The sequence below is a fragment of the Serratia sp. KG1D genome (assembly GCF_037150675.1).
Taxonomy (GTDB): domain Bacteria; phylum Pseudomonadota; class Gammaproteobacteria; order Enterobacterales; family Enterobacteriaceae; genus Serratia; species Serratia nematodiphila.
Window position 1 is genome coordinate 204,272 of sequence record NZ_JBAGIH010000003.1, and the last position, 26,110, is coordinate 230,381.

Annotated in this window: 25 protein-coding genes and 1 tRNA gene; 10 read left to right on the forward strand and 16 right to left on the reverse strand. The window is 60.5% G+C overall.

Features of this window, described 5'->3' with window-relative positions; all coding sequences use genetic code 11:
- Positions 1 to 148: 148 nt before the first annotated feature.
- The 6 genes from WFM45_RS16090 to WFM45_RS16115 form a co-directional block, all read right to left on the reverse strand.
- Complete coding sequence (locus tag WFM45_RS16090) at positions 149 to 1,117, reverse strand: TerC family protein (RefSeq protein WP_015379153.1); 969 nt, start codon at positions 1,115 to 1,117, stop codon at positions 149 to 151.
- A gap of 252 nt (positions 1,118 to 1,369) precedes the next feature.
- The gene (locus WFM45_RS16095; RefSeq protein WP_004937150.1) at positions 1,370 to 2,101 is read right to left on the reverse strand and encodes a glutamine amidotransferase; all 732 of its coding nucleotides are present in this window, start codon (positions 2,099 to 2,101) and stop codon (positions 1,370 to 1,372) included.
- 1 nt (position 2,102) lies between these two features.
- Positions 2,103 to 3,083, reverse strand: coding sequence for a Gfo/Idh/MocA family protein (locus tag WFM45_RS16100; RefSeq protein WP_336956413.1), 981 nt, complete (start codon positions 3,081 to 3,083; stop codon positions 2,103 to 2,105).
- Positions 3,084 to 3,133: 50 nt separating this feature from the next.
- Positions 3,134 to 3,646: a M48 metallopeptidase family protein gene (locus WFM45_RS16105; protein WP_042785417.1), complete on the reverse strand. Its 513-nt coding sequence runs from the start codon at positions 3,644 to 3,646 to the stop codon at positions 3,134 to 3,136.
- Positions 3,639 to 3,962: a HigA family addiction module antitoxin gene (locus tag WFM45_RS16110; protein WP_015379150.1), complete on the reverse strand. Its 324-nt coding sequence runs from the start codon at positions 3,960 to 3,962 to the stop codon at positions 3,639 to 3,641. Before WFM45_RS16110 ends, WFM45_RS16105 begins: the two co-directional genes overlap by 8 nt.
- A gap of 14 nt (positions 3,963 to 3,976) precedes the next feature.
- The gene (locus tag WFM45_RS16115) at positions 3,977 to 4,267 is read right to left on the reverse strand and encodes a type II toxin-antitoxin system RelE/ParE family toxin (RefSeq protein ID WP_336956416.1); all 291 of its coding nucleotides are present in this window, start codon (positions 4,265 to 4,267) and stop codon (positions 3,977 to 3,979) included.
- 230 nt (positions 4,268 to 4,497) lie between these two features.
- Here WFM45_RS16115 and rlmG point away from each other — a divergent pair, with 230 nt between their 5' ends.
- Positions 4,498 to 5,637, forward strand: a complete 1,140-nt coding sequence (gene rlmG, locus WFM45_RS16120; RefSeq protein ID WP_336956418.1) for a 23S rRNA (guanine(1835)-N(2))-methyltransferase RlmG — start codon at positions 4,498 to 4,500, stop codon at positions 5,635 to 5,637.
- Between the two features lie 194 nt (positions 5,638 to 5,831).
- Here rlmG and WFM45_RS16125 read toward each other — a convergent pair whose 3' ends face one another.
- Positions 5,832 to 7,853, reverse strand: a complete 2,022-nt coding sequence (locus WFM45_RS16125) for an oxidoreductase (RefSeq protein WP_033632027.1) — start codon at positions 7,851 to 7,853, stop codon at positions 5,832 to 5,834.
- A 307-nt stretch (positions 7,854 to 8,160) separates the two neighbouring features.
- On the opposite strand from WFM45_RS16125, the gene WFM45_RS16130 reads away from it, so the two are divergent.
- Positions 8,161 to 9,780, forward strand: a complete 1,620-nt coding sequence (locus WFM45_RS16130) for an ABC-F family ATP-binding cassette domain-containing protein (protein ID WP_336956420.1) — start codon at positions 8,161 to 8,163, stop codon at positions 9,778 to 9,780.
- Positions 9,781 to 9,802: 22 nt separating this feature from the next.
- Here WFM45_RS16130 and pdxR read toward each other — a convergent pair whose 3' ends face one another.
- Positions 9,803 to 11,275 carry a MocR-like pyridoxine biosynthesis transcription factor PdxR gene (gene pdxR / locus WFM45_RS16135; RefSeq protein WP_336956422.1) on the reverse strand — a complete coding sequence of 491 codons (1,473 nt, stop codon included), beginning with the start codon at positions 11,273 to 11,275 and terminating at the stop codon, positions 9,803 to 9,805.
- A 121-nt stretch (positions 11,276 to 11,396) separates the two neighbouring features.
- On the opposite strand from pdxR, the gene WFM45_RS16140 reads away from it, so the two are divergent.
- From WFM45_RS16140 to WFM45_RS16150, 3 genes are read left to right on the forward strand one after another with little or no spacing between them, the layout of a single operon-like run.
- A complete protein-coding gene (locus WFM45_RS16140; protein ID WP_336956424.1) occupies positions 11,397 to 12,662 on the forward strand; it encodes a 4-aminobutyrate--2-oxoglutarate transaminase in 1,266 nt (421 codons plus the stop codon).
- A gap of 12 nt (positions 12,663 to 12,674) precedes the next feature.
- Positions 12,675 to 14,129, forward strand: a complete 1,455-nt coding sequence (locus WFM45_RS16145) for an NAD-dependent succinate-semialdehyde dehydrogenase (RefSeq protein WP_021505087.1) — start codon at positions 12,675 to 12,677, stop codon at positions 14,127 to 14,129.
- A 58-nt stretch (positions 14,130 to 14,187) separates the two neighbouring features.
- The gene (locus tag WFM45_RS16150; RefSeq protein WP_025160112.1) at positions 14,188 to 15,429 is read left to right on the forward strand and encodes an aromatic amino acid transport family protein; all 1,242 of its coding nucleotides are present in this window, start codon (positions 14,188 to 14,190) and stop codon (positions 15,427 to 15,429) included.
- Between the two features lie 74 nt (positions 15,430 to 15,503).
- Here the strand turns inward: WFM45_RS16150 and yfcF are convergent, their stop codons facing one another.
- Positions 15,504 to 16,139 carry a glutathione transferase gene (yfcF, locus tag WFM45_RS16155; RefSeq protein WP_085337173.1) on the reverse strand — a complete coding sequence of 212 codons (636 nt, stop codon included), beginning with the start codon at positions 16,137 to 16,139 and terminating at the stop codon, positions 15,504 to 15,506.
- Positions 16,140 to 16,311: 172 nt separating this feature from the next.
- On the opposite strand from yfcF, the gene WFM45_RS16160 reads away from it, so the two are divergent.
- Complete coding sequence (locus tag WFM45_RS16160; RefSeq protein ID WP_156866319.1) at positions 16,312 to 17,028, forward strand: HPP family protein; 717 nt, start codon at positions 16,312 to 16,314, stop codon at positions 17,026 to 17,028.
- Positions 17,029 to 17,041: 13 nt separating this feature from the next.
- Here the strand turns inward: WFM45_RS16160 and WFM45_RS16165 are convergent, their stop codons facing one another.
- From WFM45_RS16165 to aac(6'), 3 genes are all read right to left on the reverse strand, one after another.
- On the reverse strand, positions 17,042 to 17,791 hold the full coding sequence (locus WFM45_RS16165) for an AraC family transcriptional regulator (protein ID WP_202963931.1): 750 nt from the start codon (positions 17,789 to 17,791) through the stop codon (positions 17,042 to 17,044).
- A gap of 148 nt (positions 17,792 to 17,939) precedes the next feature.
- The gene (locus tag WFM45_RS16170) at positions 17,940 to 18,581 is read right to left on the reverse strand and encodes a YbhB/YbcL family Raf kinase inhibitor-like protein (RefSeq protein WP_033632033.1); all 642 of its coding nucleotides are present in this window, start codon (positions 18,579 to 18,581) and stop codon (positions 17,940 to 17,942) included.
- 300 nt (positions 18,582 to 18,881) lie between these two features.
- Complete coding sequence (aac(6'), locus tag WFM45_RS16175; RefSeq protein ID WP_336956432.1) at positions 18,882 to 19,322, reverse strand: aminoglycoside 6'-N-acetyltransferase; 441 nt, start codon at positions 19,320 to 19,322, stop codon at positions 18,882 to 18,884.
- Positions 19,323 to 19,497: 175 nt separating this feature from the next.
- On the opposite strand from aac(6'), the gene WFM45_RS16180 reads away from it, so the two are divergent.
- The gene (locus tag WFM45_RS16180) at positions 19,498 to 20,133 is read left to right on the forward strand and encodes a hypothetical protein (RefSeq protein ID WP_049278768.1); all 636 of its coding nucleotides are present in this window, start codon (positions 19,498 to 19,500) and stop codon (positions 20,131 to 20,133) included.
- Between the two features lie 265 nt (positions 20,134 to 20,398).
- On the forward strand, positions 20,399 to 20,620 hold the full coding sequence (locus tag WFM45_RS16185; RefSeq protein ID WP_033651283.1) for a hypothetical protein: 222 nt from the start codon (positions 20,399 to 20,401) through the stop codon (positions 20,618 to 20,620).
- Positions 20,621 to 20,727: 107 nt separating this feature from the next.
- On the opposite strand, the gene WFM45_RS16190 is transcribed toward WFM45_RS16185, so the two are convergent.
- Positions 20,728 to 20,803 (reverse strand) — tRNA-Ile (locus WFM45_RS16190).
- A 146-nt stretch (positions 20,804 to 20,949) separates the two neighbouring features.
- Between WFM45_RS16190 and mug the strand changes: the two genes are divergently transcribed.
- A complete protein-coding gene (gene mug / locus WFM45_RS16195) occupies positions 20,950 to 21,438 on the forward strand; it encodes a G/U mismatch-specific DNA glycosylase (RefSeq protein WP_048325522.1) in 489 nt (162 codons plus the stop codon).
- Positions 21,439 to 21,455: 17 nt separating this feature from the next.
- Positions 21,456 to 21,908 (forward strand): nuclear transport factor 2 family protein, encoded by a 453-nt coding sequence (locus tag WFM45_RS16200; RefSeq protein WP_015379099.1) that lies wholly within the window; start codon positions 21,456 to 21,458, stop codon positions 21,906 to 21,908.
- Positions 21,909 to 21,963: 55 nt separating this feature from the next.
- On the opposite strand, the gene rpoD is transcribed toward WFM45_RS16200, so the two are convergent.
- The 3 genes from rpoD to rpsU all read right to left on the reverse strand — a co-directional run bounded on the left by rpoD (position 21,964) and on the right by rpsU (position 26,063).
- The gene (rpoD, locus tag WFM45_RS16205; RefSeq protein ID WP_004937194.1) at positions 21,964 to 23,805 is read right to left on the reverse strand and encodes an RNA polymerase sigma factor RpoD; all 1,842 of its coding nucleotides are present in this window, start codon (positions 23,803 to 23,805) and stop codon (positions 21,964 to 21,966) included.
- Positions 23,806 to 23,962: 157 nt separating this feature from the next.
- Positions 23,963 to 25,711 carry a DNA primase gene (dnaG, locus tag WFM45_RS16210; RefSeq protein WP_103687507.1) on the reverse strand — a complete coding sequence of 583 codons (1,749 nt, stop codon included), beginning with the start codon at positions 25,709 to 25,711 and terminating at the stop codon, positions 23,963 to 23,965.
- 136 nt (positions 25,712 to 25,847) lie between these two features.
- A complete protein-coding gene (rpsU, locus tag WFM45_RS16215) occupies positions 25,848 to 26,063 on the reverse strand; it encodes a 30S ribosomal protein S21 (protein ID WP_001144069.1) in 216 nt (71 codons plus the stop codon).
- Between the last annotated feature and the right edge of the window lie 47 nt (positions 26,064 to 26,110).

Consider the following 26,110-nt stretch of genomic DNA (forward strand, 5'->3'; position numbering starts at 1 on the left):
TTGGAAAGAGGCGAGGGTGAAATTCTGAGCGCGGATCAACACTTGATAACATACTGGTTACATTTGTGTGATCGCAATAACGTTTGGCGTTTTGGGGGAATTGCCAAACAATCACGGGGCGACTAGCGCCCCGGATAACAGATTATGGTTATTTCTTCGCCAGGCGATCGTTGCGGTGATTGACCCAGGCGTTGATCAGCAAGGTGAACGTCAGGATGCCCGCCACCACGCCGAGCGACACGCCGATCGGGATGTGGAAGAAGTCGATAATCAGCATCTTGATGCCGATAAATACCAGGATCACCGACAGGCCGTATTTCAGCATCGAGAACCGTTCCGCCACGTTGGCCAGCAGGAAGTACATGGCACGCAGGCCCATGATGGCGAACAGGTTGGAGGTCAGGACGATGAACGGATCGGTGGTCACGGCGAAGATCGCCGGAATGCTGTCCACCGCGAAAATCACGTCGCTCAGTTCCACCAGGATCAGCACCAGCACCAGCGGGGTGGCGAACAGAATGCCGTTGCGGCGCACGAAGAAACGCTCGCCTTCCAGGCTGTCGGTCATGCGCAAGCGGCTGCGCAGCCATTTCACCAGCGGTTTGTCGCCGATCGCCGAGTCATCTTCCTTCGCCAGCGCCATTTTAATACCGGTGAACAGCAGGAAAGCGCCGAACAGATACAGCAGCCACTGGAACTGGCTGACCAGCCAGCTGCCGGCGAAGATCATGATGGTACGCAGCACGATCGCCCCCAGCACGCCGTAGATCAGCACCCGCCGTTGCAGGTTGGCCGGCACGGCGAAGTAGCTGAACAGCATCAGCCAGACGAACACGTTATCCACCGCCAGCGCTTTTTCGATCAGGTAGCCGGTCAGGAAGGCCAGCGCCTGGGTATCGGCGACGGCGCGCCCGGCGGTTTCATTCAGGTAGTACCAGAAACCGAAATTGAACAGCAGAGAGAGGCTGACCCACACCAGCGACCAGCTGGCGGCCTGCTTCATAGTCATGGTGTGCGCGCCTTTACGGCCCTGCAACAGGAGGTCGATTGCGAGCATCACGACTATAACGGCGGCGAAGCTGCCCCATAACCACGGTGTGCCAACGGAATTCATCATCAGAGGTATCCTTCAAAAACAAAAACGGCCAACGTCGGAAGACGCCAGCCGCTCTGTGAACGCTGCAAGCAAACCTCGCCTTCCGGCAAGGTCTCACTTACAACGTTGATGAAGGTGGTTACACCTTTGACATCAGGTTGCCCGGTAACCGGATGCTTGCGCATCGTAATGACGATTGACCGGCAATGAAGTTACTCCCCTTTGCAGAGCAGAAAGTAATGCAAAATGTGTCGGCGGTCAACGTGAATCGCGTTAACCGGCCATCGCTTTTTGCGCGCCGAGGCTGACGACGAATCCCTGCAGCAGCAGGCGGCTGAATGGCGTGTCGCTAACCTGTTGTTGTTGCTGTTGGTAGCGGGCCTGCTGCTCGGGATGCAGCTCGCCGAGCCACTGCAGATACTGGCTCATCACCGCGCCGTTGAATTCCGGGTGGAACTGGGTGGTCAGGGCGTGATCGCCATAGCGCAGGATTTGGTGCGCGTCCTGCTGCGAACGCGCCAGCGTCTGCGCGCCGGCGGGCGGCGTCAGCACGCTCTGCGAGTGGATCAGGTTGGCCTTGAAGCGCGGCGGCAGCAGGGTGAGCCGCCGATCGTCGGCCGCGGCGGGCAGCAGTTCGATCTCCAGCGTACCCACCTCCATGCCCTGCGGGTGGTAGCCCACTTCGCCGCCGAGCGCGTAGGCCAACAGCTGGTGGCCGTAGCAGACGCCGAACAGCGGCAGTTTGATCGCCATCGCCTGGCGCAGCCACTCGGCGGCTTCCTCGCTCCACGGCAGCCGTTCGGTCACCATCGCCGGCGAGCCGGTGATGACTACGCCGCAATAGGCGGCAGGCGGCAACGGCCGTTCGCCGGCGGGAAGGTGCACGATGTGCGCACGTTCGGCGTCGATATTGCCCTGTTGCAGGAACATGCCTTCAAAGTTGGCCAATTCCTGACGAATGGCCTGCGGCGCGTCGCCGGTTTGCATCACGAGCAGCGGTTTCATCTCATTCTCCGTCGGCGGGGAAGACGACGCCGGTCTGGCGGCGGATATCGGTCAGCAGGCGGGCGACGATCAGCGAATTCTCCAGTCCCGGATGTTCCACCTGATGCTGCTCAACCAGCTCGGCAAAGGCCAACGCCTCATACAGCATGGTGTTGATGTGCTGCGGCTGGCTCAGATCTTGACGGTTGCCGCCGCGCGGCGTCAGCGCCACGCCCTGGCACTCGGAAATCTTGTCGATAATCAGCGTGCCTTCCTCTCCCTGGATCTCGCTGGGGATCGCCGAGTCGCTGACCTTGGAATGGGAAAGCGTGACGTCGAAATCGCCGTAGTTCAGGCAGACGGTGCCGTGGGCGTCCACACCGGTTTCCAGCAGCGTGGCGCTGGCGAGCACCGACTGCGGCGCGCCGAACAGCGCCACCGCGCTGGCCAGGCAGTAGTAGCCGATATCCATGATCGAGCCGTTGGAGAACTGCGGGTTAAAGGTGTTGGGGTTCTCGCCGGCCAGGTAGCGCGGGTAGCGCGAAGAGTATTGGCAGTAGTTGATAAAGGCTTTGCGCAGCCGGCCGACTTTCGGCAATGCCTGCTGCAGCGCCAGAAAATTCGGCAGATAGGCGCTTTTGAACGCCTCGAACAGCACCACCTGATTTTCCCGCGCACAGGCCGCCAGCTGTTCCGCTTCGCGCTGGTTGGAGGCCAGCGGTTTTTCGCAGATCACGTGCTTTTTATGGCGCAGGAACAGCAGCGATTGCGGGCAATGCAGGGAATTGGGGCTGGCGATATACACCGCGTCTATGGCGTCGGACTGGGCCATCGCCTCGAGCGAGTCGAAAAACTGCGTGACCTGATAGTTGGCGCCAAATGCCTGCGCCTGTTCCAGCGAGCGTGAATACACGGCGCTCAACTTGAGTTTGCCGCTTTCATGGGCGGCATCGATAAAACGTTCCGTAATCCAGTTGGTGCCGACGACGGCAAAGCGAATCATAGCGAGCTCCGGTCCAGGCTTAAAACCGCAGATTATCACGCCCTCATTCGCTATGCATACAGCTCGCCGAACAGCGAAAGGTGCGTCAGATACAGCCGGGTATCGAACTCCAACTGGTGGTAATCCGGCTCCATATGGCAACACAGGCTGTAGAACGCCTTGTTGTGATCTTTCTCTTTCAGGTGCGCCAGCTCATGCACCACGATCATGCGCAGGAACGGTTCGGGCGCGACCTTGAACACCGTCGCCACGCGAATTTCCGCCTTGGCCTTCAGCTTGCCGCCCTGCACGCGCGAGATGGCGGTGTGCAGGCCCAGCGCGTGCTTCATGACGTGGATCTTGCTGTCATAGGCCACCTTGCTCAGCGGCTGGGCGTTGCGCAGATACTGGTTTTTCAGATCGACGGTAAACTGATACAGCGACTTGTCGGTGGTGCAGTCATGCACCTGCGGATAGCGCTGCAGCAGCACATCACCCAGCCGGTTCTGGTGGATCAGTTGCTGCACCTGGCTTTGCAGATGCGCCGGGTAGCCTTGCAGGTAGGCGAGTTCGATGTCATGCATGAGTGATATTGCGTCCCAGTATTTCTTTGATTGGCCGCAGCCGCACACGTTGCGCATCGGCCTGTCTGGCTTCCCAGCGATCGTGTGCCGCCTGCAGGTTTAGCCAAAAGTCGGCGGTCGTTTCGAACAGGTCGGCAAACAGGTTGGCCTCGGCAACGCTCATGCGTCGATGCCCGTTGCACAGGCGGTTAACAGTGGCACGGGTGACGCCCAGTACCTTCGCCAGTTCTTCCTGGCCGATGCCCAACGGCGTTAAATACTCTTCCTGCAGCACTTCCCCCACCGTGGTGGGTTCGCGAGTCGTGGTTTCCAACATAGGTTCCCCCTCGTTCAGGTATCTTGGTGAGGATCGAGGTAAATTTTTTCAGCGGCATCATGCCGCCACTGGAACATCAGCCGCCAGTGCATATTGACGTGCAGACTTGACCATCCCTGAAATGGCCCGGATAGCCGCTTGTAATAGTTACCCGTGGGGTGATGCAAATCACGCTCTTGCTGCGCGGCGGCCAATATATCGAGCTTTCTGGCCAACTGCCGCTCGAGCACGCCGGGGATCAGACGGCTGCGTTTGCCTTCCAGATAGAACGGCTCCAGATAGCGATCGCGGAAAGATTTAATCATGCTTTCCCCCTTCCATAGGGACTGGCAGTGTAACATTTAAAGTTACACCTCGTCAGGTTAAAAAAACGTCGACATGGGTGCTTGGGAGGGAGAGGTTAATGTTGTTAAAGGAGAAAAGGGACGCGGGTTTTCAGATACGCGGCGCAATACGCAATTTATCCGAAAAAACATTTTACTGACGGGCGTTTTTAGGGGATAAACAGCCCAAATTTTATCAGTCAGGAGGGGCAATGAGCCAACTCGATCTGGGAACACAGCAACTTGAGCTGGAGCGTTATCCCCAACAGGAAGAATCCACCCAACTGCAGGCGTGGGAAGCGGCGGACGAATATCTGCTGCAACAGCTTGAAAACGTAGATATCGGCGGCCGCCCGGTGCTGATTTTCAACGATAACTTCGGCACCCTGGCCTGTGCGTTGCACGCGCATCGCCCTTGCAGCGTCAGCGACTCGTACATGAGCCAGCTGGCGACGCGCCATAACCTCAAACTCAACGGTCTGGATCCTGAGCAGGTCACGCTGCTGGACAGCCTGGCCGAGCTGCCGGCGGCGCCGGCGGTGGTGCTGATTCGCGTGCCGAAAGCGCTGGCGCTGCTGGAACAGCAGCTGCGCGCGCTGCGCCACGTCGTGACCGAAGACACGCTGATCGTCGCCGGCGCCAAAGCGCGCGACGTGCACACTTCGACGATGCAGCTGTTTGAAAAAGTGCTGGGCCCGACGCGCACCAGCCTGGCGTGGAAGAAAGCGCGTCTGATCTTCTGCCAGGCGGCGGATATCGTCCCGCCGGCAGCGGCGGAAACCACCGACTGGACGCTGGACGGCACCGATTGGCTTATCCATAACCACGCCAACGTCTTCTCGCGCGGCAGCCTGGATATCGGCGCGCGCCTGTTTATGGAACATCTGCCGCGCGGCCTGAACGGCCATATCGTCGATCTGGGCTGCGGCAACGGCGTGATTGGCCTGACGGCGCTGGCGCAAAACCCGGAAGCGCAGGTGACCTTCGTCGATGAATCTTACATGGCGGTGGCCTCCAGCGAGCTGAACGTGGAGCACAACCTGCCGCAAGAGCTGGACCGCTGCCAGTTTGAGGTGAACAACGCGCTGGCGGGCATCGAGCGTGAAAGCGTGCAGGCGGTGCTGTGCAACCCGCCGTTCCACCAGCAACACACCATCACCGATCACACCGCCTGGCAGATGTTCTGCGACGCTAAGCGCTGCCTGCAGGTGGGCGGTGAACTGCGCATTGTCGGCAACCGTCACCTCGACTATCACCAGAAGCTCAAGCGCCTGTTCGGCAACTGTACGCTGGTGGCCTCGAACAAGAAGTTCGTGATCCTTCGAGCGGTGAAATCCGGCGCGCGTCGCTGAGCGTGAATAACAAGGGGCGCCGGGCGCCCCACAGGCTGTAGACAAAGGGGGAAAAAGCGTGGTTTTTCCCCCTTTGTGGATATCAGCCGAAAATCAATAAATTGATTTTCCTTGTTCTCTATTCGCTGCTCTCTGCCAAGCCGGCATGGGGATGAGGTTTGTCATCAATATCAGGGGCGCCGGGCGCCCCTTTTTTACAGCGTCATCGCCAATCGCGTACCCTGATCGATCGCGCGGCGGGCGTCCAGCTCGGCGGCCACGTCGGCGCCGCCGATCAGGTGCACGGTTTTCCCCATCGCCAGCAGTGGTTGCTGCAGTTCGCGGCGCGGTTCCTGTCCGGCGCAAATGACCACCGTGTCCACCGGCAGGCAGCTGTCTTGCTCGGCGCGGGTGATGTGCAGCCCTTCGTCGTCGATCAGCCGATAGCTGACGCTGTTGAGCATCTTCACGCCGCGCATCGCCAGGCTGGCGCGGTGGATCCAACCGGTGGTTTTGCCCAGGCCTTCGCCCACTTTGCTGGTTTTGCGTTGCAACAGGTAGATTTGCCGGGCGGCGCGCGGCGCCTGCGGCCCTTGCTCCGCCAGCCCGCCGCGCTGTTCAAGGCGCCCGTCGATGCCCCATTCGCGGTTGAATTCCGCCTGATCCAGGCTGCTGGACACGCCGTGCTGGCTGAGGTACTCGGCGGTATCGAAGCCGATGCCGCCGGCGCCGACGATCGCCACCCGCTGGCCGACCGGTTTTTTATCGCGCAGCACGTCCAGATAGCTCAGCACCTTGGCGTGCCCGATGCCGGGGATGTCCGGGGTGCGCGGCACGATGCCGCAGGCGAGGATCACCTCATCGAATTCGCTTAAATCCGCCGCTTCGACCTTGACGCCCAGCCTGACCGTCACTTCACGCAGCGCCAGCTGGCGGCGGAAGTAACGCAGCGTTTCATGGAATTCTTCCTTGCCGGGGATCTGCTTGGCGATGTTGAACTGGCCGCCGATCTGCTCGGCGGCGTCGAACAGCGTCACCCGATGGCCGCGGCTGGCGGCGGTGGTGGCGAAGGCCAGCCCGGCGGGGCCGGCGCCGACCACCGCCAGTTTTTTCGGTTTTTCCGCCATCGTCAGCGGCATTTCGGTTTCGCGGCAGGCGCGCGGGTTGACCAGACAGGAAGTCAGCTTGCCTTCAAAAATCTGGTCGAGACAGGCCTGGTTGCAACCGATGCAGGTATTGATCTCGTCGGCGCGCCCTTCGGCGGCTTTCTGCACAAAGGCGGCGTCGGCGAGGAACGGGCGCGCCATCGACACCATATCGGCGCAGCCGTCCGCCAGCACCTGCTCGGCCACCGCCGGATCGTTGATGCGGTTGGTGGTGATCAGCGGGATGCTGACCTTGCCCATCAGCTTGCGGGTCACCCAGCTGAATCCGGCGCGCGGCACCATGGTGGCGATGGTCGGGATGCGCGCTTCGTGCCAGCCGATGCCGGTATTGATAATGGTGGCGCCCGCCTGTTCGATCGCCAGCGCCAGCTGCTCGATCTCCTCCCAGCTGGAGCCGTCTTCCACCAGATCGAGCATCGACAGCCGGTAGATCAGAATAAATTCCGGGCCCACCGCCTGGCGCACCGCCCTGACGGTTTCGACGGCGAAGCGCATGCGATTGGTGAAGCTGCCGCCCCATTGGTCGTCGCGCTGGTTGGTGCGCGTCGTCAAGAATTGGTTGATCAGATAGCCTTCGGAGCCCATCACCTCAACGCCGTCGTAACCGGCCTGCTGCGCCAGCGCCGCACAGCGGGCGAAATCGGCGATGGTTTGCTCAATCTCCGCTTCGCTGAGCGCGCTCGGCGTAAACGGGTTGATCGGCGCCTGCAGCGCGGAAGGGGCCACCAGTTTGGGTTGATAGCTGTAGCGGCCGGTGTGCAGGATCTGCAGCGCAATTTTGCCGCCCGCCTGATGGACGGCCTCGGTCACCGGGCGGTGGTGAGGCAATTGCGCCTCGCTGTTGAGGAGCGAACCGCCGCGAAACACCACGCCCTGTTCGTTCGGGGCAATGCCGCCGGTGACGATCAGCGCCACGCCGGCGGCGGCGCGCTCGGCATAGAACGCGGCCAGGCGCTGCGGGCCGTCGGGCAGCTCTTCCAGGCCGGTATGCATCGATCCCATCAGCACCCGGTTTTTCAGGGTGGTGAAGCCGAGATCCAGCGGCGCCAGCAGGTGAGGGTAATTGCTCATTGCACTCTCCATCGGGTGAAATCGGGGCCCGTTGTTATAATTATGTGAACACAAGTGGTCGGATGAGATAAATCTAGCCGTTGTCGCGCCGCTTGGGAATCTGCGTTGCGCCGAATGTGATAGATGTCATGAATCTCAGACTCTGTTTGCATAACGAACAAAAGATCGGTTAGCCTTTACGCGTTGCAAATTCCTTCTCTCTGCGGAGCCATAACCGAAAATGAACAACCACGCCTGTTGATATCTGGTCCCACGCCGTGCGCTCTCGCGCCCTGTGGGGATGTTTTGATCTCATTCAGGAGTGCTTATGGCTCATTCAGCGCAGTCCCCTTATTTCGTTTTACATCAACTGACCTGCCAATTTGCTGACGGCGAAACGCTGTTCGGCCCGCTGGATCTTGCTTTCGACCGGCAGCGCTGCGGCCTGGTGGGGCGCAACGGCGTCGGCAAAACCCAGCTGCTGCGCCTGATCGCCGGGCTGGATCAACCGGGCAACGGGCACGTCGAATCTCATGCCGCATTGGCTTACGTTGCGCAGCAGCCGGAGATCGCCGCGGACACCACGCTGGCCCAGCTGTTGGGCTATGGCGAGGCGTTCGCCGCGCTGGTGCGTCTCGAGCAGGGGCGGCCGTTGGCGGACGACATCGATCGTCTGGAAGGGCGCTGGGATCTTCACGATCGTCTGCAAAACGCCTTTGCCGCCGCCGGGTTGCCGGCTTTCGATCCGTTGCGATCCGCCAGTTCGCTGAGCGGCGGCGAGCGGATGCGCGCGTCGCTGTGCGGCGCCTTGCTCGGCGAGGCGGATTTTCTGCTGCTGGACGAACCGACCAACCACCTCGACAGCGCCGGCCGCGCCTGGCTGTATCAGCAGCTGGATCAGTGGCGGGGCGGGCTGCTGATCGCCAGCCATGACCGGCAGCTGCTGGGGCGCATGCAGCGCATCGTCGAACTGACGCCCGGCGCGCTGCGCAGCTACGGCGGCAACTATGAGGACTACCGGCGCCAGCGCGATACGGAGCAGCAGGCGGCGCGCGCCGATCTGGAGCATGCGCGCGAGGAGCGCCGCCGCACCCGCGCTCGCCAACAGAAAGAGCACGACATGAGCCAGCGGCGCTCGGCGCAAACGCTGCGCGTCGTCGATACGCTGAATATCGCCTCTTTCGAACGGGTGGCCTACAAGTCGGCGGCGAAGGAGAGCCTCGGCACGCTGCGCAAACAGCATCAGGATCGGCGCGACAGCCTCGATGCGGCGGTGCGTGAAGCCTATCAGCGGGTGGAGGAGGAACCGCCGGTGTTGCTGGCGCTGCCGGGCAGTGAAGTGAACGCGAACAAGCAGGTGCTGGTGCTCGAGCGGCTGCAGCTGCCGTTCGTCAGCGCGCCGCCGCTGGATTTGCGGATCGACGGCCCGATGCGCGTGGCGTTGACCGGCCCCAACGGCTGCGGAAAATCCACCTTGCTGAAGACCCTTCTCGGGCAGCTGACGGCGCTTTCCGGCCATTGTCATTGCCCGCTGTCGACGGCCTACCTCGATCAAACCCTGTCGCAGCTCGATCCGGGCCTGTCGGTGATGGAACATCTGGGGCTACAGGATTCGCCGCTGGCGGAAGGGGCGTTGCGCACCCGGCTGGCGCAGCTGCAGCTTGGCGCGGATCGCATCGCGTTGCCGCTGGGCTCGCTGAGCGGCGGTGAACGCTTGAAGGCGGCGCTGGCCTGCGCGCTGTGGCGGCGACAACCGGCGCAGCTGCTGTTGCTCGACGAGCCGACCAACCACCTGGATCTGGCGTCGTCGCTGGCGATAGAAACCGCGCTGGCGGATTTCCCCGGCGCGATGCTGGTGGTGTCGCACGACGAAGACTTCCTGCAGGCGCTGAGGCCGACGCACCGCCTGAACAGGCAAGCGGACGGCTGGCGGCTTCAGGTTTGGTGAGGCAGGCGGGTGGCGCTCTGACCTAGTGCGGGGCGTTGATGCACGCCAGCAGCTGGGTGAAGGCGGCGGCCATTTGCTCTTCCGGCACGCAGGCAAAGCCCATCAGCAGGCCGCGCCGGCGGTTGGGCAGCATGTAGTAGCGCGACAGCGGCCGCACCAGCACCCCGCGCGCGCCGGCGGCGGCGGCGATCGCCACGTCGTCGGCCTCGTCCGGCAGGTTGAGGATCAGGTGCAAGCCGGCGTTGCTGTTGAACTCGCTGAGCGCCTGCTTGCCGAGGTGCTGTTCGATCAATCCGGTCAGGAAGGCGCGCCGCCGGGCATACAGCAACCGCATGCGGCGGATATGCGCCGTGTAGTGCCCCGCCTGAATAAACTCCGCCAGCGCGCTCTGGATCAGCAGGTGCCCGCCGCGGTACAGCTCGGCATGGGCGGTTTTCAGCGCCTGCACCAGCGGTGGCGGCAACACCACATAGCCGAGGCGCAGCGCCGGGTAGAGCGTTTTGCTGAAGGTGCCGATATAGATCACCGGCGCATCGGCTTCCAGCCCTTGCAACGCCGGGATCGGCTGGCCGGAAAAGCGGAATTCGCTGTCGTAGTCGTCCTCGACGATCCAACCGCCGGCGTTGCGCGCCAGCGCCAGTAGCCGTTGGCGGCGCGCCAGGCTCATCACCGAGCCGAGCGGATACTGGTGCGACGGGGTGACAAAGATCAGCCGCGGTGGGTTGACCGGCTGCTCCGGCGGCACCAGCCCGGCTTCGTCCACCGCCAGCGGGCAGATGTTCAGCGCATTGATGCGCAGGATATTGCGGATCCCCCAATAGCCCGGCTCTTCGATCCAGGCGTCATCCCCCGGATTGCACAACATGCGCGTCACCAGATCGATCGCCTGATGGATGCCTTCAGTGATCAGGATCTGTTCCGGCGAGCAGCGTACCGAGCGCGCCACCCGCAAATACTCCACCAACGCATGCTGCAGCTCCGGGCTGCCGCCCTGATTGCTGTAGGTCAGCCGCTGCGGCGTCGGGCGGCGGCTGAGGCGCGCCTGGATCTTGCTGAACAGCTGATGGGGAAAGGCGTTGACGTCGGGCACGCCGGGAATGAACGCCCCCCACTGTTTGGGGCTGGCGCTGGCGTGGTGCAGCAGCGTGGCGCCGCGCTTCGACAGCTCGACGCGCCGCGGTTGCCCGCTGCCGTCCGCCGGGGCGCCGCCGGTGGACAGGCAGCTGTCCGGCACCGTGTCGGCGACGAAGGTGCCGCTGCCGGCGCGCGCCGACACGTAACCTTCCGCCAGCAGTTGTTCATAAACGGTTAACACGGTGTTGCGTGACAGGCTGAGCTCCTGCGCCAGATCGCGCGAGGCGGGCAGGCGGCTGGAGGGCGGCAGGCTGCCGTCGAGAATGCTGGTGCGGATCGCATTGTAAAGCCGCTTGTGCAGCTTGTCATCAGGCTGTTCGCCGAGGCGTTGCAGCAACAGATCACCACTCAATGAGCGCAATTGGATCCCTCAATTATTCGTAACTGGCACTCGATTATAGGGCCACATCCTGTGTAAATAAACGGCATTGTTTCACGAATGTGAACGAAACGTGTAACTGGCACCGACCGGAGAGAACAGCATGAAAAACGCAGAATTGAACCAACGCCGTCAGGACGCCACCCCGCGCGGAGTGGGCGTGATGTGTGGTTTTTACGCCGAGCGCGCAGAGAACGCCACGCTGTGGGATGTGGAAGGCAAAGAAGTGATCGACTTCGCCTCGGGGATTGCCGTGCTGAACACCGGCCACCGTCACCCGAAGGTGATCGCCGCGATTGAAAAGCAGCTGCAGGCCTTCACCCACACCGCCTATCAGATCGTTCCTTACGAAAGCTATGTCTCGCTGGCGGAGCGCATCAACCAGCGCGCGCCGATCGCCGATCCGTGTAAAACCGCCTTCTTCACCACCGGCGCGGAAGCGGTGGAAAACGCGGTGAAGATCGCCCGCGCTTACACCGGCCGCCCGGGGTTGATCACCTTCGGCGGCGGTTTCCACGGCCGCACCTACATGACCATGGCGCTGACCGGCAAAGTGGCGCCTTACAAACTGGGCTTTGGCCCATTCCCCGGCTCGGTGTTCCACGGCCAGTACCCGAACGCGCTGTACGGCGTGACCACCGAAGACGCGATGAACAGCCTGGACCGCCTGTTTAAAGCGGATATCGATCCCAAGCAGGTGGCGGCGATCGTGCTGGAGCCGGTGCAGGGCGAGGGCGGCTTCAACGTGGCGCCGGCCGATTTCATGCAGGCGCTGCGCGCGCTGTGCGACCAGCACGGCATTCTGCTGATCGCCGACGAAGTGCAGACCGGCTTCGCCCGCACTGGCAAGCTGTTCGCCATGGAACACTACAGCGTTAAGCCCGATTTGATCACCATGGCGAAAAGCCTGGCGGGCGGCATGCCGCTGTCGGCGGTGGCGGGCCGCGCCGAGGTGATGGACGCGCCGGCGCCGGGTGGGCTGGGCGGCACCTACGCCGGTAACCCGCTGGCGGTGGCCGCCGCGCACGCGGTGCTGGACGTGATTGAAGAGGAGCAACTGTGCCAGCGCGCTCAGCGCTTGGGTCAGCACCTGGTGGAAGTGCTCCAGCAGGCGCGCAAAACCAGCCCGGCGATCGCCGATGTGCGCGCGCAGGGATCGATGGTGGCGGTGGAGTTCAACGATCCGGCTACCGGTAAACCTTCAGCCGATATCACCCGTCAGGTGCAGCAGAAGGCGATGGAGGAAGGGCTGCTGCTGCTGAGCTGCGGCGTGAACGGCAATGTGATCCGCTTCCTGTATCCGCTGACTATCCCGGACGATCAGTTCACCAAGGCGATGGGCATCCTGTCCCGCGCGCTGGCCCACTAAGGAGCGAACGGCATGAAATTGAACAATCCCGAGCTGTTGCGCAGCCAGTGTCTGATCAACGGCGAATGGTGCGACGCCCTGAGCGGCAAGCGCGAAGCGGTGATCAACCCGGCCACCGGCGCCGAGCTGGCCAGCATTCCGCTGGTCAGCGAAGAGGAAACCCAGCAGGCGATCGCGGCGGCGCAGCGGGCGCAAAACGACTGGAAACAGCTGACCGCCAAGCAGCGTTCCGCGCTGCTGTTGGCCTGGGCTGATAAGGTGCTGGCCGCGCAGGAAGATCTGGCGCAGCTGATGACCGCCGAGCAGGGCAAATCGCTGGCGGAAGCGCGCGGCGAAGTGACCTACGCCGCGTCGTTCATCACCTGGTTCGCCGAAGAGGCCAAGCGGGTGGACGGCGCGGTATTGCAGGCGCCTCAGGCTTCGCAGCGCCTGGTGGTGGTGAAGCAGCCGATCGGCGTGTGCGCGGCCATCACCCCGTGGAACTTCCCGGCGGCGATGATCACCCGCAAGGTGGCGCCGGCGCTGGCGGCGGGCTGCGCCATCATCGTCAAACCGGCTGAGCAAACGCCGTTGACCGCGTTGGCGTTGGCCAAGCTGGCGCAGGACGCCGGCATTCCCGCCGGCGTGTTGCAGGTGGTGACCGGCGAAGCGGCGCAGGTGGGCAAGGTGCTGTGCGACAGCCCGGTGGTGCGCAAGCTGAGCTTTACCGGTTCGACCGAGGTCGGCCGCATTCTGATGGCGCAGTGCGCGCCAAGCATCAAGAAACTGTCGCTGGAGTTGGGCGGCAACGCGCCGGTTATCGTGTTCGATGACGCCAATCTGGACGCGGCGGTGGCGGGCATCATGGCCTCCAAGTTCCGCAACAGCGGCCAGACCTGCGTGTGCGCCAACCGCATCTATGTGCAGGACGGCATCTACGAGCGGCTGGCGGAGAAGCTGGTGGCGGCGGTCGAGCAGTTGAAAGTCGGCGACGGCAGCCAGGAAGGCACCACTCAGGGGCCGCTGATCGACAGCGATGCGGTGGCGAAGGTGCAGAGCCATATCGATGACGCGCTGATCAAAGGGGCGCAGATCGCCACCGGCGGCCAGCCGCACGCGCTGGGCGGCACCTTCTTCCAGCCGACGGTGGTGACCGGCGTGACGCAGAAGATGCGCTTCGCCAAAGAAGAGACCTTCGGGCCGGTGGCGCCGCTGTTCCGCTTCCATGACGAGGCGGAAGCCATCGCCATGGCCAACGACACCGAATTCGGCCTGGCCGCCTACCTGTTCACGCAGAACGCCGCGCGCCAGTGGCGGGTGCCGGAAGCGCTGGAGTACGGCATGGTCGGCATCAACACCGGGCTGATTTCCAACGAAGTGGCGCCGTTCGGCGGTGTGAAACAGTCAGGGCTCGGGCGTGAAGGATCGCGCTACGGGATAGAAGAATATCTGGAGCTGAAATACCTGTGTATCGATGTGAGCCGTTGAGCGTCAGGACGTTAACCCATCCCGGCGGCCAGCGTCGCCGGGCGATAAAGGATGATGCATGTCTGATAATATCTCTGTTTCTCCGGCGCTTGCCGCCGGGGTGCGAGCACCTGCACCCGCCAAATCGTTAAGTTTCCTCGAAGGGGTGGCGATGATCGTCGGCACCAACATCGGCGCCGGCGTGCTCTCCATCGCCTATGCCTCCAGCAAGGCGGGTTTCCTGCCGCTGCTGTTCTGGCTGGTGCTGGTGGGGAGCCTGACCACCATCACCATGCTGTACGTTGCCGAATCCACGCTGCGCACCCGCGCGCATCTGCAGCTGAGCGGGCTGGCGAAGCGCTACGTCGGCGGCCTGGGCGCCTGGTTGATGTTCGCTTCGGTGTGCGTCAACAGCGTCGGGGCGCTTACCGCCTACATGACCGGCAGCGGCAAGCTGCTGCAATCGCTGTTCGGCATCTCGCCGGCGCTGGGCAGCCTGCTGTTCTTCGTACCCGCCGCCGGCGTGCTCTATCTCGGTTTGAAAGCGATCGGCCGCGGCGAGAAGTTCATCAGCATCGGCATGGTGGTGATGTTGACCGCGCTGGTGGCGGCGACGCTGCTGAAAGACACCACTCAGATGCGCAACCTGCTGGACGGCGACTGGCGCTATATGGTGCCGGTGTTCAACGTGGTGGTGTTCTGCTTCTCGGCGCAGTACATCGTGCCGGAGATGGCGCGCGGCTTTGCCGATAAGCCGGAGCAGCTGCCGAAGGCGATCATCGTCGGCATGGCGGTGACCTTCATTCTGCTGGCGGCGGTGCCGATGTCGGTGATTGCGCTCAGCGGGCTGGATGACATCTCCGACGTGGCCACCATTTCCTGGGGCCAAGCGCTGGGGCAGTGGGCGTTCTTCTCCGCCAACATCTTCGCGCTGTGCGCGATGCTGACCTCGTACTGGGGATTGGGCGGCAGCTTCCTGACCAATATCTTCGACAAGTTCCGGCTGGGCAACGACGAGTTGCCGCTGCGCCGCTTCGGCGTGCTGCTGCTGGTGGTGGTGCCGCCGTTCGCGCTGGCCTACAGCGGGCTGGTGTCGTTCGTCAACGCGCTCTACTTCGCCGGGGTGTTCAGCGGGGTGATCCTGTCGATCATGCCGATGCTGATCCTGCGCGGCGCGCGCAAACACGGCGACCAGACCCCGCGCTGGCAGTGCAACTGGATCACGCACCCGCTGCTGCAGATCAGCATTGTGTTGCTGTACCTGGCCAGCGCGGTATACGCCATCGCTTCATTGTTAGGCTATCTGCCCTCTGGATGGTGATTTGCCTTCCCTCAAGCAGTGATGTTGTTTCTCGGCATTGAGAACGGCGGCGTCGTGGCCGCCGATTTTTTTCCTCAGGCGCGTTGTTTTTCCGACAACGCCAGCCAGGCCTGCACCGACGGGCGCTGCCACTGCTTGTGCGCATAGTGGCGCACGCGCTCCGGCACCGGATCGCCGTGCATTACCAGCCGGTTGAGCATCAGCGCCAGATCGGTGTCGGCGATGCACCACTCCCTGAACAGATTGTCCTGCCCGTGGCTCAACAGCTTTTCCACGGCGGCGATCAGCTTGCGCGCGGCCTCTTGCGCGGCTTCGGACAGCGGCGGGAACTTGCCGCTGTTGAACACCACTTCGGTCGAGCGCTCGGCGCGGATCGGCAGCAGATCGCTGCGCAACCAGGCCTGGATCTCGCGCGCCTTGGCGCGCAGCTTCACGTCGCGCGGGTACACGGCGTGGGCCGGGTGGATGTCTTCCAGGTATTCGGCGATCGCCGAAGACTCCGAGAGCTGGAACTCGCCGATCGCCAGCGTCGGCACCCGGCGGGTGAGCGACAGCGCCGCGTAGGCCGCCTCTTTGTTCTCTTCTTTCGCCAGATCCACCGGCTTCAGGGTGAACGGAATGCCTTTTTCCGTCAGCACGACAAAGGCGGACATGGCGTACGGGCTGAAAAATTCACTGTCGGTATAAAGCTCGGTGATCGGTTGAGACATCGGCGGTTCCTCGGGGGTTAAGGGGGGAACATTCATCATTGTCGAGGGGAGGCTAAAAATCAATCTGTTAGCCTAAAAGTTCTTGGGTGGCGCGGTTTACGGCGCCGTGAGCTCCTTCAGGATGATGTGATATATTTGTTGCCAACACGTGAATTGAGCCGTATTGGGTAACATGAAGACGCAGTGGATAGAACGAGTGAAAGTGGGATGCGCGCGCCTGTGGCCGCACCCGCTGGCGGTGGGCAAACGAGAGATGCTGATTTCCAGCGTTGGCGCCGGTTTGGGGCTGATGCTCGCCGGTTGGATCAGCCACTTTATTTTGGGCGAGGTGAACCTGTGGTTTATCGCGCCGATGGGCGCTTCGGCGGTGCTGCTGTTCGGCGTGCCCAACAGCCCGCTGGCGCAGCCCTGGTCGATCGTTGGCGGCAATGCGCTGGCGGCGACGGTGGGCGTTAGCGCCGGTTTGCTGATCCCCGATCCGGGCCTGGCCTGCGGCGTTGCGGCGGCGGCGGCCATCGGCCTGATGTTCAAGCTGCGCTGCCTGCATCCACCCGGCGGCGCGGTGGCGCTGACCGCCATCCTCGGCGGCCCCGGCATTCATCAGATGGGCTACCACTTCGTGTTGTATCCGGTGCTGCTGAACTCGGTGCTGCTGGCGGCGCTGGCCATTCTGTTCAATAACCTGGCCGGGCGGCGCTACCCGCACGCGCTGGCGCCGGCGGAGGCCAAGCCGGCCAATCTGCCGATCGATGCCGTTTCCATCACCCGCGCCGATCTGCACGAGGCGCTGATGGAGGGGGATCTGTTCGATATCGATGAGGACGACCTGCAGGAGATCCTGCTGCGCGCCGAGCAGCTGGCGCATCAGCGGCAAAGCAAGGCCACCTGATCAGCCCGGCGTTTTATCGGATGGCGGAAGGCGCGTAACCAAAACGCTTTTGAAAGCGTTCGCTAAAACGCGATCTGGATTTGTAACCGCAGGCCTCTGCAATGCGGGTCATATCCCATCGGGTGGTTTGAAGCAACATCATGGCGTGATGCATGCGGACGTCTATCAGCAAATCTTCGAAGCGTGTCTGTTCGGCGGCAAGGCGCCGCCGCAACGTTGCCGGGCTCATCGCTAACGTTTTTCCTGCTGTTTCTGCCGTCCAGTTTTGTTCCGGAGCCTCAAGAATCAAGGTGCGCAGGCGCTGTGATGGGCTATCCAACGGCAAATGCGTAAAAACATGCCCCCGTTCGGCCAGCGCGGTCAAAAAGTCCAGAAGGCGGTATTGCAGGCGAATATCGCTGATTTCCTGTTTTTCCACGCTTTCAATCACGTGATAAAACGTTGCCGACAGGTCTTCGTCCAGAGGCAGCGTTTTCCACGCGTCATTTTTAGGGGGGATAGGGGGGGAAGCCTGCCGGGTTCGGTGAAAGACATCCAGCAGTTCTGCCGACAGCGTCAGGAATATCGAGCGAAAAGGCCGATCGATGTCGCCCGGCGTTTTGACTAAATCTGCGCGGGTATTGGGGGGGACCAGGAGCAGTTCGCCGGGGGTCTCCAGAGACAAATGTTGTGAAGCCGATGTGATACCAAGTTGGCCCGTCGCGAGCAGCAAGACCGTCGCTTCATGGAAGACGAACTGCGGCGTGTGCAGCTGGCGTTTCAATGTCGGCTGGCACACTCCGCACAAGCGGTGCCTCGCTACCGGCGCCCCCGACGGAGAGTGCCAATGCAAAAGCTTCGCATCCGGCTTGCGTCTGGTTCGCACTGATCCGAAGGAACCGGTCCGGCTCATATTCGACTCCTTCATGCGATTATTTCGCCGTTGATGCTACGTTAGGGTTCAGGCTGTAAAGGCCTGTCAGTCTCGCTTGGGCTAACACTGGCGCTTCCGCCAGGGCGGCATTCACATTAGCCCCTGTCAAAGGCCCTTGTACATCCAAACCGGGGGTAGCAAGCGCATAAACCGTGAAAATATAATGATGAACTAACGTATCGTTCCACGGTGGGCATGGGCCATCGTAACCGTAGTATTCCCCCTTCATCTGCTCGTCGGCGGCAAACCAACCGGTATAGTCATTGGTGCCGTGGCGATAGGCCGAAGGGGCGTTTGGCCCGGCTTTGCCACGCGGCGTTACGCCGTCCGATTGAGAGCCCGCCGCAATTTCCACGGTACTGGCCGGAATATCCAGCAGCAGCCAGTGAAAGAAATCAACGCGCGGCAACGACGCGGGCACAACCCGACGCTCTTGATTCACATCATCACCACGGCTTGGCACGTCGGGATCATGGCAGACGATCACGAAAGACTGCGTGCCTGCAGGCACTTCACTCCAGGCCAGATGGGGGTTGCGATTTCTCGATAAAGCAACATGGTTGGCGGCATCGGGAATAGCGAAGGCGAACTCACCGGGAATGAACTCTCCTTCTTTAAAGCTTTGGCTGGTCAGTTTCATAAAAGCTTATCTCCTGTTCTATTGAGCGGTATCTGCGGGTATGTGATGTCCCCATTATAAGTTTTTCAAAATAAATCAAGGCGACAAATCCAATCAAAATAGAACCAATTATGCTCATTATGATTGTATTTGATTGAGTTGTGTCGATGAACGGCCGTATTCGGCTGCTGTTTCGGTGCTAGCGCGATGGCGAACACTCTGGATGAGGGGGGGAAGGTCAATATTGGCGAGGGCGAACTGGAGAAGAGGCTGCTGCGCGCCGAGCAGCTGGCGCATCAGCGGCAAAGCAAGGCCGCCTGATCAGCCCAGCGTTTTGCGGTAAAACACCACCCGTTCCGTTTCGGCAAAGCCCAGCGCCGCATGCAGGCGCTGGGAGTCCAGATTGGCGATATCGGTATCCGACGCCAGCTCGCTGCAGCCTTGCTGCTTGGCCCATTCCTGCACCTGTGCGATCAATCGCGCGGCCCAGCCCTGGCGGCGGGCGCGTTCGACGGTGTAAATCCCTTCCAAAAACGCCACCGGCGACGATTCGCAGCCGTTGACGTAATCGTGGCGCAGCGCGACCTCGGCAAAGCCAACGAAAGCGCCGTCCAGCCCCCGCGCCATAAACGCGGTGTGGTGCGGCGAAGCCAATATTTCGCGCATCTCCGCGCGGTGCTCTTCCAACGGACAAGTGGACCACAGCGCCGCGCGCAGCGCCAGCCAGGCGTCGAGGTTGTCGTGGTCGCAGATGACGATCATGCGGGATCCTTTTGAGTCGGAATAAATCAGGCATGCCGAAAGAGAAGTGTGGCACGGCGGCGGGAAACAAAAAAGCCATTATGCCGAGGGGCGCCCTTCATTAGGATGAAAGGGGTGTTGATATTTTAAGCGAAGTTAGTATAGGGTACGGCCAGGGCGCTGATAAGGGATTGTTATGGATGCGAAAGCCGTAGCTCAAGGAATTCTTGAGGGAATAGAGTCTTTACCAAGGGGCATTGCCTATAGTGCTCGTAGGACATGGCAGGGAGCAGGGCTCGGCGGTCGAGGGCTTAAGCGCCGCAATGAAATCGAAACGGAACGGTTCATCAAGGTCGTTCGTGCCGGCTATGGTATCGAAGCCCCGCTACGTGAGCTGATAGCGGTGATTATCCGTGACTGCTATCAGCGGATGGATCTGCAAACACAAACCGTGCTAAGCCAAAAATTAAACCATGTAGAGGGTTATCTTACAGGACGTATGGGGACGCAGTTCATTCTGGTTCAGCAAATCACACACCATATTTTGAAAAAGGTTATCGGCAGCACACTTTTCAAATGGGTATTCAAAGGTGTCACCATTGCTGGGCTAAACATCATTCTTTTACAAGGAATTATTGAACAGGCCGCCGTTTCTTCGCGTCGTTTGCGGGAACAATATCCCTCAACGTACCATAAGCTCACGCCACGAAATTTGGACATGATCTACTTTCTGGCGGAGGAGTATCTTGAACCCTTTGTTGCCTATACCAGCAAATCGAAAATGTTCTGTGAAGGTGTGAATCATGAGCTATCTAAAGTCTTGGGGCAGTAAGCTCGGTAAAGGATTGTCGCACCTTGTGGAAGCGATTTTGGGCGGGATATTTTCTGTCGCTGCGTTTGGCTCACTGTTCTGGTTCGACGAATGGTGGCAACGAATTCTGAGCGCGGCAATATTCCTGTTACTGGTGTTTGTCACTATTGCTTTGTGTAGCCTTGTGAGAGGCGACCGATAGCGGATAGATCAATCAAAAGCCAGCGGTTGGATTTTAACTAATGGTTAAGTGATGATGACTTCCTATCGTTAAGTAATAAAATCAATGAACTGGCTAAAATCCTTTCTTGTGAAGTTCGTTAAATTTGTTGGCCGACAAACTGCTGACTTGGCTGAGTCCATAGTCATTGGCCTGTTCTCTATAGCGGCATTTGTTGCCTTGTTCTGGTTTGATGAGTGGTGGAAATCTATCGCTGCGGCTGTCGCGATCTTCTTTGCCGGCTTTCTGGTTAGCCTGGCTATAGGCTGGTTAAGAGGGGAAAGATAGCTGAGAATGCAGGCATTACCGCCGCCATTTTGCCGCCACTGTGAGCACGGAATAAAAAAGCCACTTCGAGGAAAGTGGCTTTTTTATATGATTTTAAAGCTAAAATTTGGTGGCCCCTGTTGGGTTTGAACCAACGACCAAGCGATTATGAGTCGCCTGCTCTAACCACTGAGCTAAGGGGCCAAGCCGCGAGATTATAGGGAATCCTTAAGCGGCGGTCTACTGTTACCCGCCCGTATGTTGCTTTTCTGCGCAGTTCTAGCCTGTTGTAATTGCTGGCGGATTTTGCGATAACCGCAGTAAATCCCTGCAATGGACTCACGACACTCATGGAACTTCTGGCGCCCAACCTGCGGGTGGTGTTTTGCGGCATCAACCCCGGCCTTTCTTCCGCCCATCAGGGCTATCCTTTTGCCAACGGCAGCAACCGCTTCTGGAAGGTGATCCATCAGGCCGGCTTTACCGCGAGCCAGCTGGCGCCGGAGCAGTGGCAGCAGCTGAAGGACAACGGCTGCGGCATTACCGCGCTGGTGGCGCGCCCGACGGTGGCGGCCAGCGAGCTGTCGCGCGACGAGTTGCGCAGCGGCGGTGAGGCGCTGCAAGAGAAGATCCTGCGCTATCAGCCGCGCGCGCTGGCGATCTTGGGCAAGCAGGCGTTCACCACCGCCTTCGGGGTGAAAAACGCGCCCTGGGGCAAGCAGACGATGATGCTGGGAGAAACCGAGGTGTGGGTATTGCCCAATCCCAGCGGATTGAATCGCGCCACGCTGGAGCAGCTGACCGCCAGCTATCGCGAGCTGTTCCTGGCGCTGCAATGAGATAAGGGGAGTGTGCGATGACATCGATGATGAAAGGCTGTTTGATGGCGCTGCTGTTGGTGACCGGCGCTGCACAGGCGGGGCATTCGCCGCAGGAAGCGCGCAACAAGCAGAACGTGCTGGAGTTTTATCGGCAGGGGCTGAACAACAAGGATTTTGCGGCGGCGCGGCCGTTTTTGGGCGAACAGTACAAACAGCATAACCCCAACGCCAAAGACGGCGTGGCGGGTTTTCGTCAATTTGTCGAGCTGCTGAAAACGCGTTACCCCAACTCGCACAGTGAGGTGAAACAGGCGTTCGTCGACGGCGACTTCGTGATTTTGCATGTGGAGGTCAGCGGGCGCGAGGCCGGCAAGACCGCGGCGATCGTCGATATCTTCCGTCTGGACAGCGCCGGAAAGATCGTTGAACACTGGGACGTGACGCAGCCGGTGCCGGAGAAGACCGCCAGCGGCAACAGCATGTTCTGATGCATAAAAAAACCCCGGCAAGCCGGGGTTTTTGCTTTTGGTGCGGCAGCCGGACTTAATCGTCCAGGAAGCTGCGCAGCACTTCGGAGCGGCTTGGGTGACGCAGCTTGCGCAGCGCCTTGGCTTCGATCTGACGAATACGCTCACGGGTAACGTCAAACTGCTTGCCAACCTCTTCCAGCGTGTGGTCGGTGTTCATGTCGATGCCGAAACGCATGCGCAGCACTTTCGCTTCGCGCGCGGTCAGGCCGGCCAGCACGTCGTGGGTGGCGGAACGCAGGCTTTCCGAGGTCGCGGAATCCAGCGGCAGCTCGAGGGTGGTATCCTCGATGAAGTCGCCCAGATGCGAATCTTCGTCGTCGCCGATCGGCGTTTCCATCGAGATTGGCTCTTTGGCGATCTTCAGCACTTTGCGGATCTTGTCTTCCGGCATCAGCATGCGCTCGGCCAGCTCTTCCGGCGTCGGCTCGCGGCCCATCTCTTGCAGCATCTGGCGCGAAATACGGTTGAGCTTGTTGATGGTCTCAATCATATGCACCGGAATACGGATGGTGCGCGCCTGGTCGGCGATGGAGCGGGTGATAGCCTGACGGATCCACCAGGTGGCGTACGTCGAGAACTTGTAGCCGCGGCGGTATTCGAACTTGTCTACCGCTTTCATCAGGCCGATGTTGCCTTCCTGGATCAGATCCAGGAACTGCAGGCCGCGGTTGGTGTATTTCTTGGCGATGGAAATAACCAGACGCAGGTTGGCCTCAACCATCTCTTTCTTCGCGCGGCGGGCTTTCGCTTCACCGATCGACATGCGACGGTTGATGTCTTTGACCTGCTCGATGGTCAGGCCGGTCTCTTCTTCGATCTGACGCAGTTTCTGCAGGCTGCGCTGCACGTCTTCAGCAACGTCTTTCAGCTTTTCCGACCATGGCTTGGCCATCGCCAACGCGGCTTCAAACCAGGAATCGCTGGTTTCGTTGCCGGCGAACAGGGTGACGAAGTTTTTCTTCGGCATTTTGCACTGTTCAACGCACAGCTTCATGATGATGCGTTCCTGGGTGCGAACGCGGTCCATCATGGTGCGCATGCTGTTGACCAGGAAGTCGAACTGTTTCGGCACCAGGCGGAACTGCTTGAACACTTCAGACAGCTTCAGGATCTCGTCCGCGGCGCTGGCGTGGCTGCGGCCATTCTTCTTGATCACCAGGCGGGTCGCTTCATACTGATCGCGCAACTCGGCGAACTTCTGACGCGCCAGCTCAGGATCGATGCTGTTATCGTCTTCGGTGTCGTCGTCTTCGTCGTCTTCATCTTCTTCGTCGTCGTCTTGCTCTTCGCTCGACAGTTCAGAACCGATGTGAGTGGCGGTTGGGGCGATGTCCTCTTCCGCGTTAGGATCGACGAAGCCGGTGATCAGATCGGACAGGCGCGCTTCACCCGCTTCGACGCGATCGTACTGCTCAAGCAGGTAGGTGATGGCTTCCGGGTATTCGGCAACCGAGCACTGTACCTGGTTGATGCCGTCTTCGATGCGCTTGGCGATGTCGATTTCGCCTTCGCGCGTCAGCAGTTCGACGGTACCCATTTCGCGCATGTACATGCGCACCGGGTCGGTGGTGCGGCCGATTTCGGATTCCACGCTGGACAGAACCTGTGCGGCGGCTTCTTCCGCATCTTCGTCCGTGCTGTTCGAGTTTTCGGCGAGCAGCAGGTCATCGGCGTCCGGTGCTTCTTCCATCACCTGGATGCCCATGTCGTTAATCATCTGGATGATGTCTTCGATCTGATCGGAGTCGACGATATCTTCCGGCAGATGGTCATTGACCTCAGCATAGGTCAGATAGCCTTGCTCCTTACCACGGGTGACAAGTAGCTTCAGCTGTGACTGCGGGTTTTGCTCCATAAGACGGTATCCACACTTCAGAGTATTTAGGTTGGTGTCGGTCGGCGAAACCGCCAACAATAGCATTTGGGGCGTTTTCGTTATCGCCGCGGCCCACTATGGCGGCACTGTGCAGGGCTCTGCCCTCGCAATTATCGGCACTTAAGCCGTTTGGTATTCAGTTTTTCTTCGCTAAAACCTGGTTGAGAGAACGGACTTCTTCACGTTCCTCCGCGCTCAGACCGCGCGTTCTGGCCTGGGCGATCAGCGTTTCCAGCCGTTGCTCGAGCACCGAGTCGTACAGGCTGGCCAACGTATCCAAAAAGGTCTGCTCGACCATGTCCTCAACGATCATATGGTTCCAGGTCGCCAAGGTTTCAAGCTGCTGGCTGAATTTGTTGTCGCGATACAGCTCCAGCAATTGCCCGGTCGTCAGGCCCGGCTGCGCCAAACAGGTCTGCACCAGTTCGACGAACAGCGGCAATCCCGCCTGTTTGGTCTGCTCCAACCCTTCCAGCGAAGGGATAAGTGTAGCCAACTGCGGATTTTGCACCAGTAACCCTATCAGTATACGCATGGTTGTGCGTTTTAGCTGGGGCGCCTGATAAGGATTCGCATTTTCAGCCTGCTTGGGCATCAGCTTGTCGAGCTGGCTGTCGTCCAGCAGCCCCAGCTTGTTGCCGAGCTCCTGGCGCAGGTACAAGCGCAACGTTTCGCCCGGCACCTGAGTAATCAGCGGCAGCGCCAGCGTGCTCAGCTTGGCGCGCCCGTCCGGGCTGCTCAGATCCACCTGCGGCAGCAGGCTTTCGAACAGGAACGTGGACAGCGGCTGCGCCTGCTCCATTCGCTGTTCGAAGGCTTCTTTGCCTTCCTTGCGCACCAGCGTGTCCGGATCTTCGCCGTCGGGCAAAAACATGAACCGCAGCTGGCGCCCGTCATTCAGGTACGGCAGCGCGGTTTCCAGCGCCCGCCAGGCCGCTTCGCGGCCGGCGCGGTCGCCGTCGTAACAGCAGACGACGTTGTCGGTAGCGCGGAACAACAGCTGAATGTGTTCCGCCGTCGTCGAGGTGCCGAGCGAGGCGACGGCATAATCGATGCCGAATTGCGCCAACGCCACCACGTCCATATACCCTTCCACCACCAGCAGCCGCTGCAGGGTAGGGTGGTTCTGCTGTGCTTCATACAGGCCGTACAGCTGGCGGCCCTTATGGAAAACTTCGGTTTCCGGCGAGTTCAGGTACTTCGGCATACCGTCGCCCAATACGCGGCCGCCGAAGGCGATCACGCGCCCGCGCTTGTCGCGGATGGGGAACATCACCCGTTCGCGGAAACGGTCGTACGAACGCCCCTGATCGTTAGTCACCAGCATGCCGGCATCGTTCAATGCGCGGCGCGAGTCGGCGTCGCGGCCGAAACGCTTCAGGGCGTTGTCCCATCCCGCCGGCGCGAAGCCGATGGCGAAATGGCGAATAACGTCGTCACTTAACCCGCGCTGCTGCAAATAGTTGCGCGCCGGCGCCCCGGAGGACTGCTGCAGTGACTGTTGATAGAACGCGCTGAGCTGTTCCATCAGGTGGTACAGGCTCTGGCGCTGATGGCGTTCGATCTGGGTTGGCCCGGTGCCCGCTTCGTAAGGCACTTCCAGCCCGTGCATGGTCGCCAGTTCTTCGATGGTTTCGACAAACTCGAGTCGGTCGTAATTCATCAAAAAGTCGACGGCGTTGCCGTGCGCACCACACCCAAAACAGTGATAAAACTGCTTTTCGCCATTAACGGTAAAGGAAGGCGTCTTTTCGTGGTGGAACGGACAGCACGCGTGATAGTTCTTGCCTTGCTTCTTGAGCTTCACGCGGGCGTCGATCAAATCGACGATGTCGGTGCGAGCCAGCAAGTCATTGATAAATACGCGCGGAATTCGTCCAGCCATAAGCCCTTACTTCATTAGCCTATAAACGAGAACAAGCCGCGCATTCCTTTCGGAAAGCACGGCCTTCGTATGCAACTACTCGGTCTGCGCGATTTTGAAAATCAGAAATTCACGCGGTGGGGTTGCCCCCGAAGAATTAATACAGACGAGTGCGGCGTGCGTTTTCGCGAGCCAGTTTCTTCGCGTGACGTTTCACAGCAGAAGCTTTAGCGCGTTTACGTTCGGTAGTTGGTTTTTCATAAAACTCACGACGACGAACTTCAGCTAAAACACCCGCTTTTTCGCAAGAGCGTTTGAAACGACGCAGAGCAACGTCAAATGGCTCGTTTTCACGTACTTTAATTACCGGCATGTGCCTCTCACCTCAATAAAATTCGGTTTGCTGCTGGCCAAGCGCCA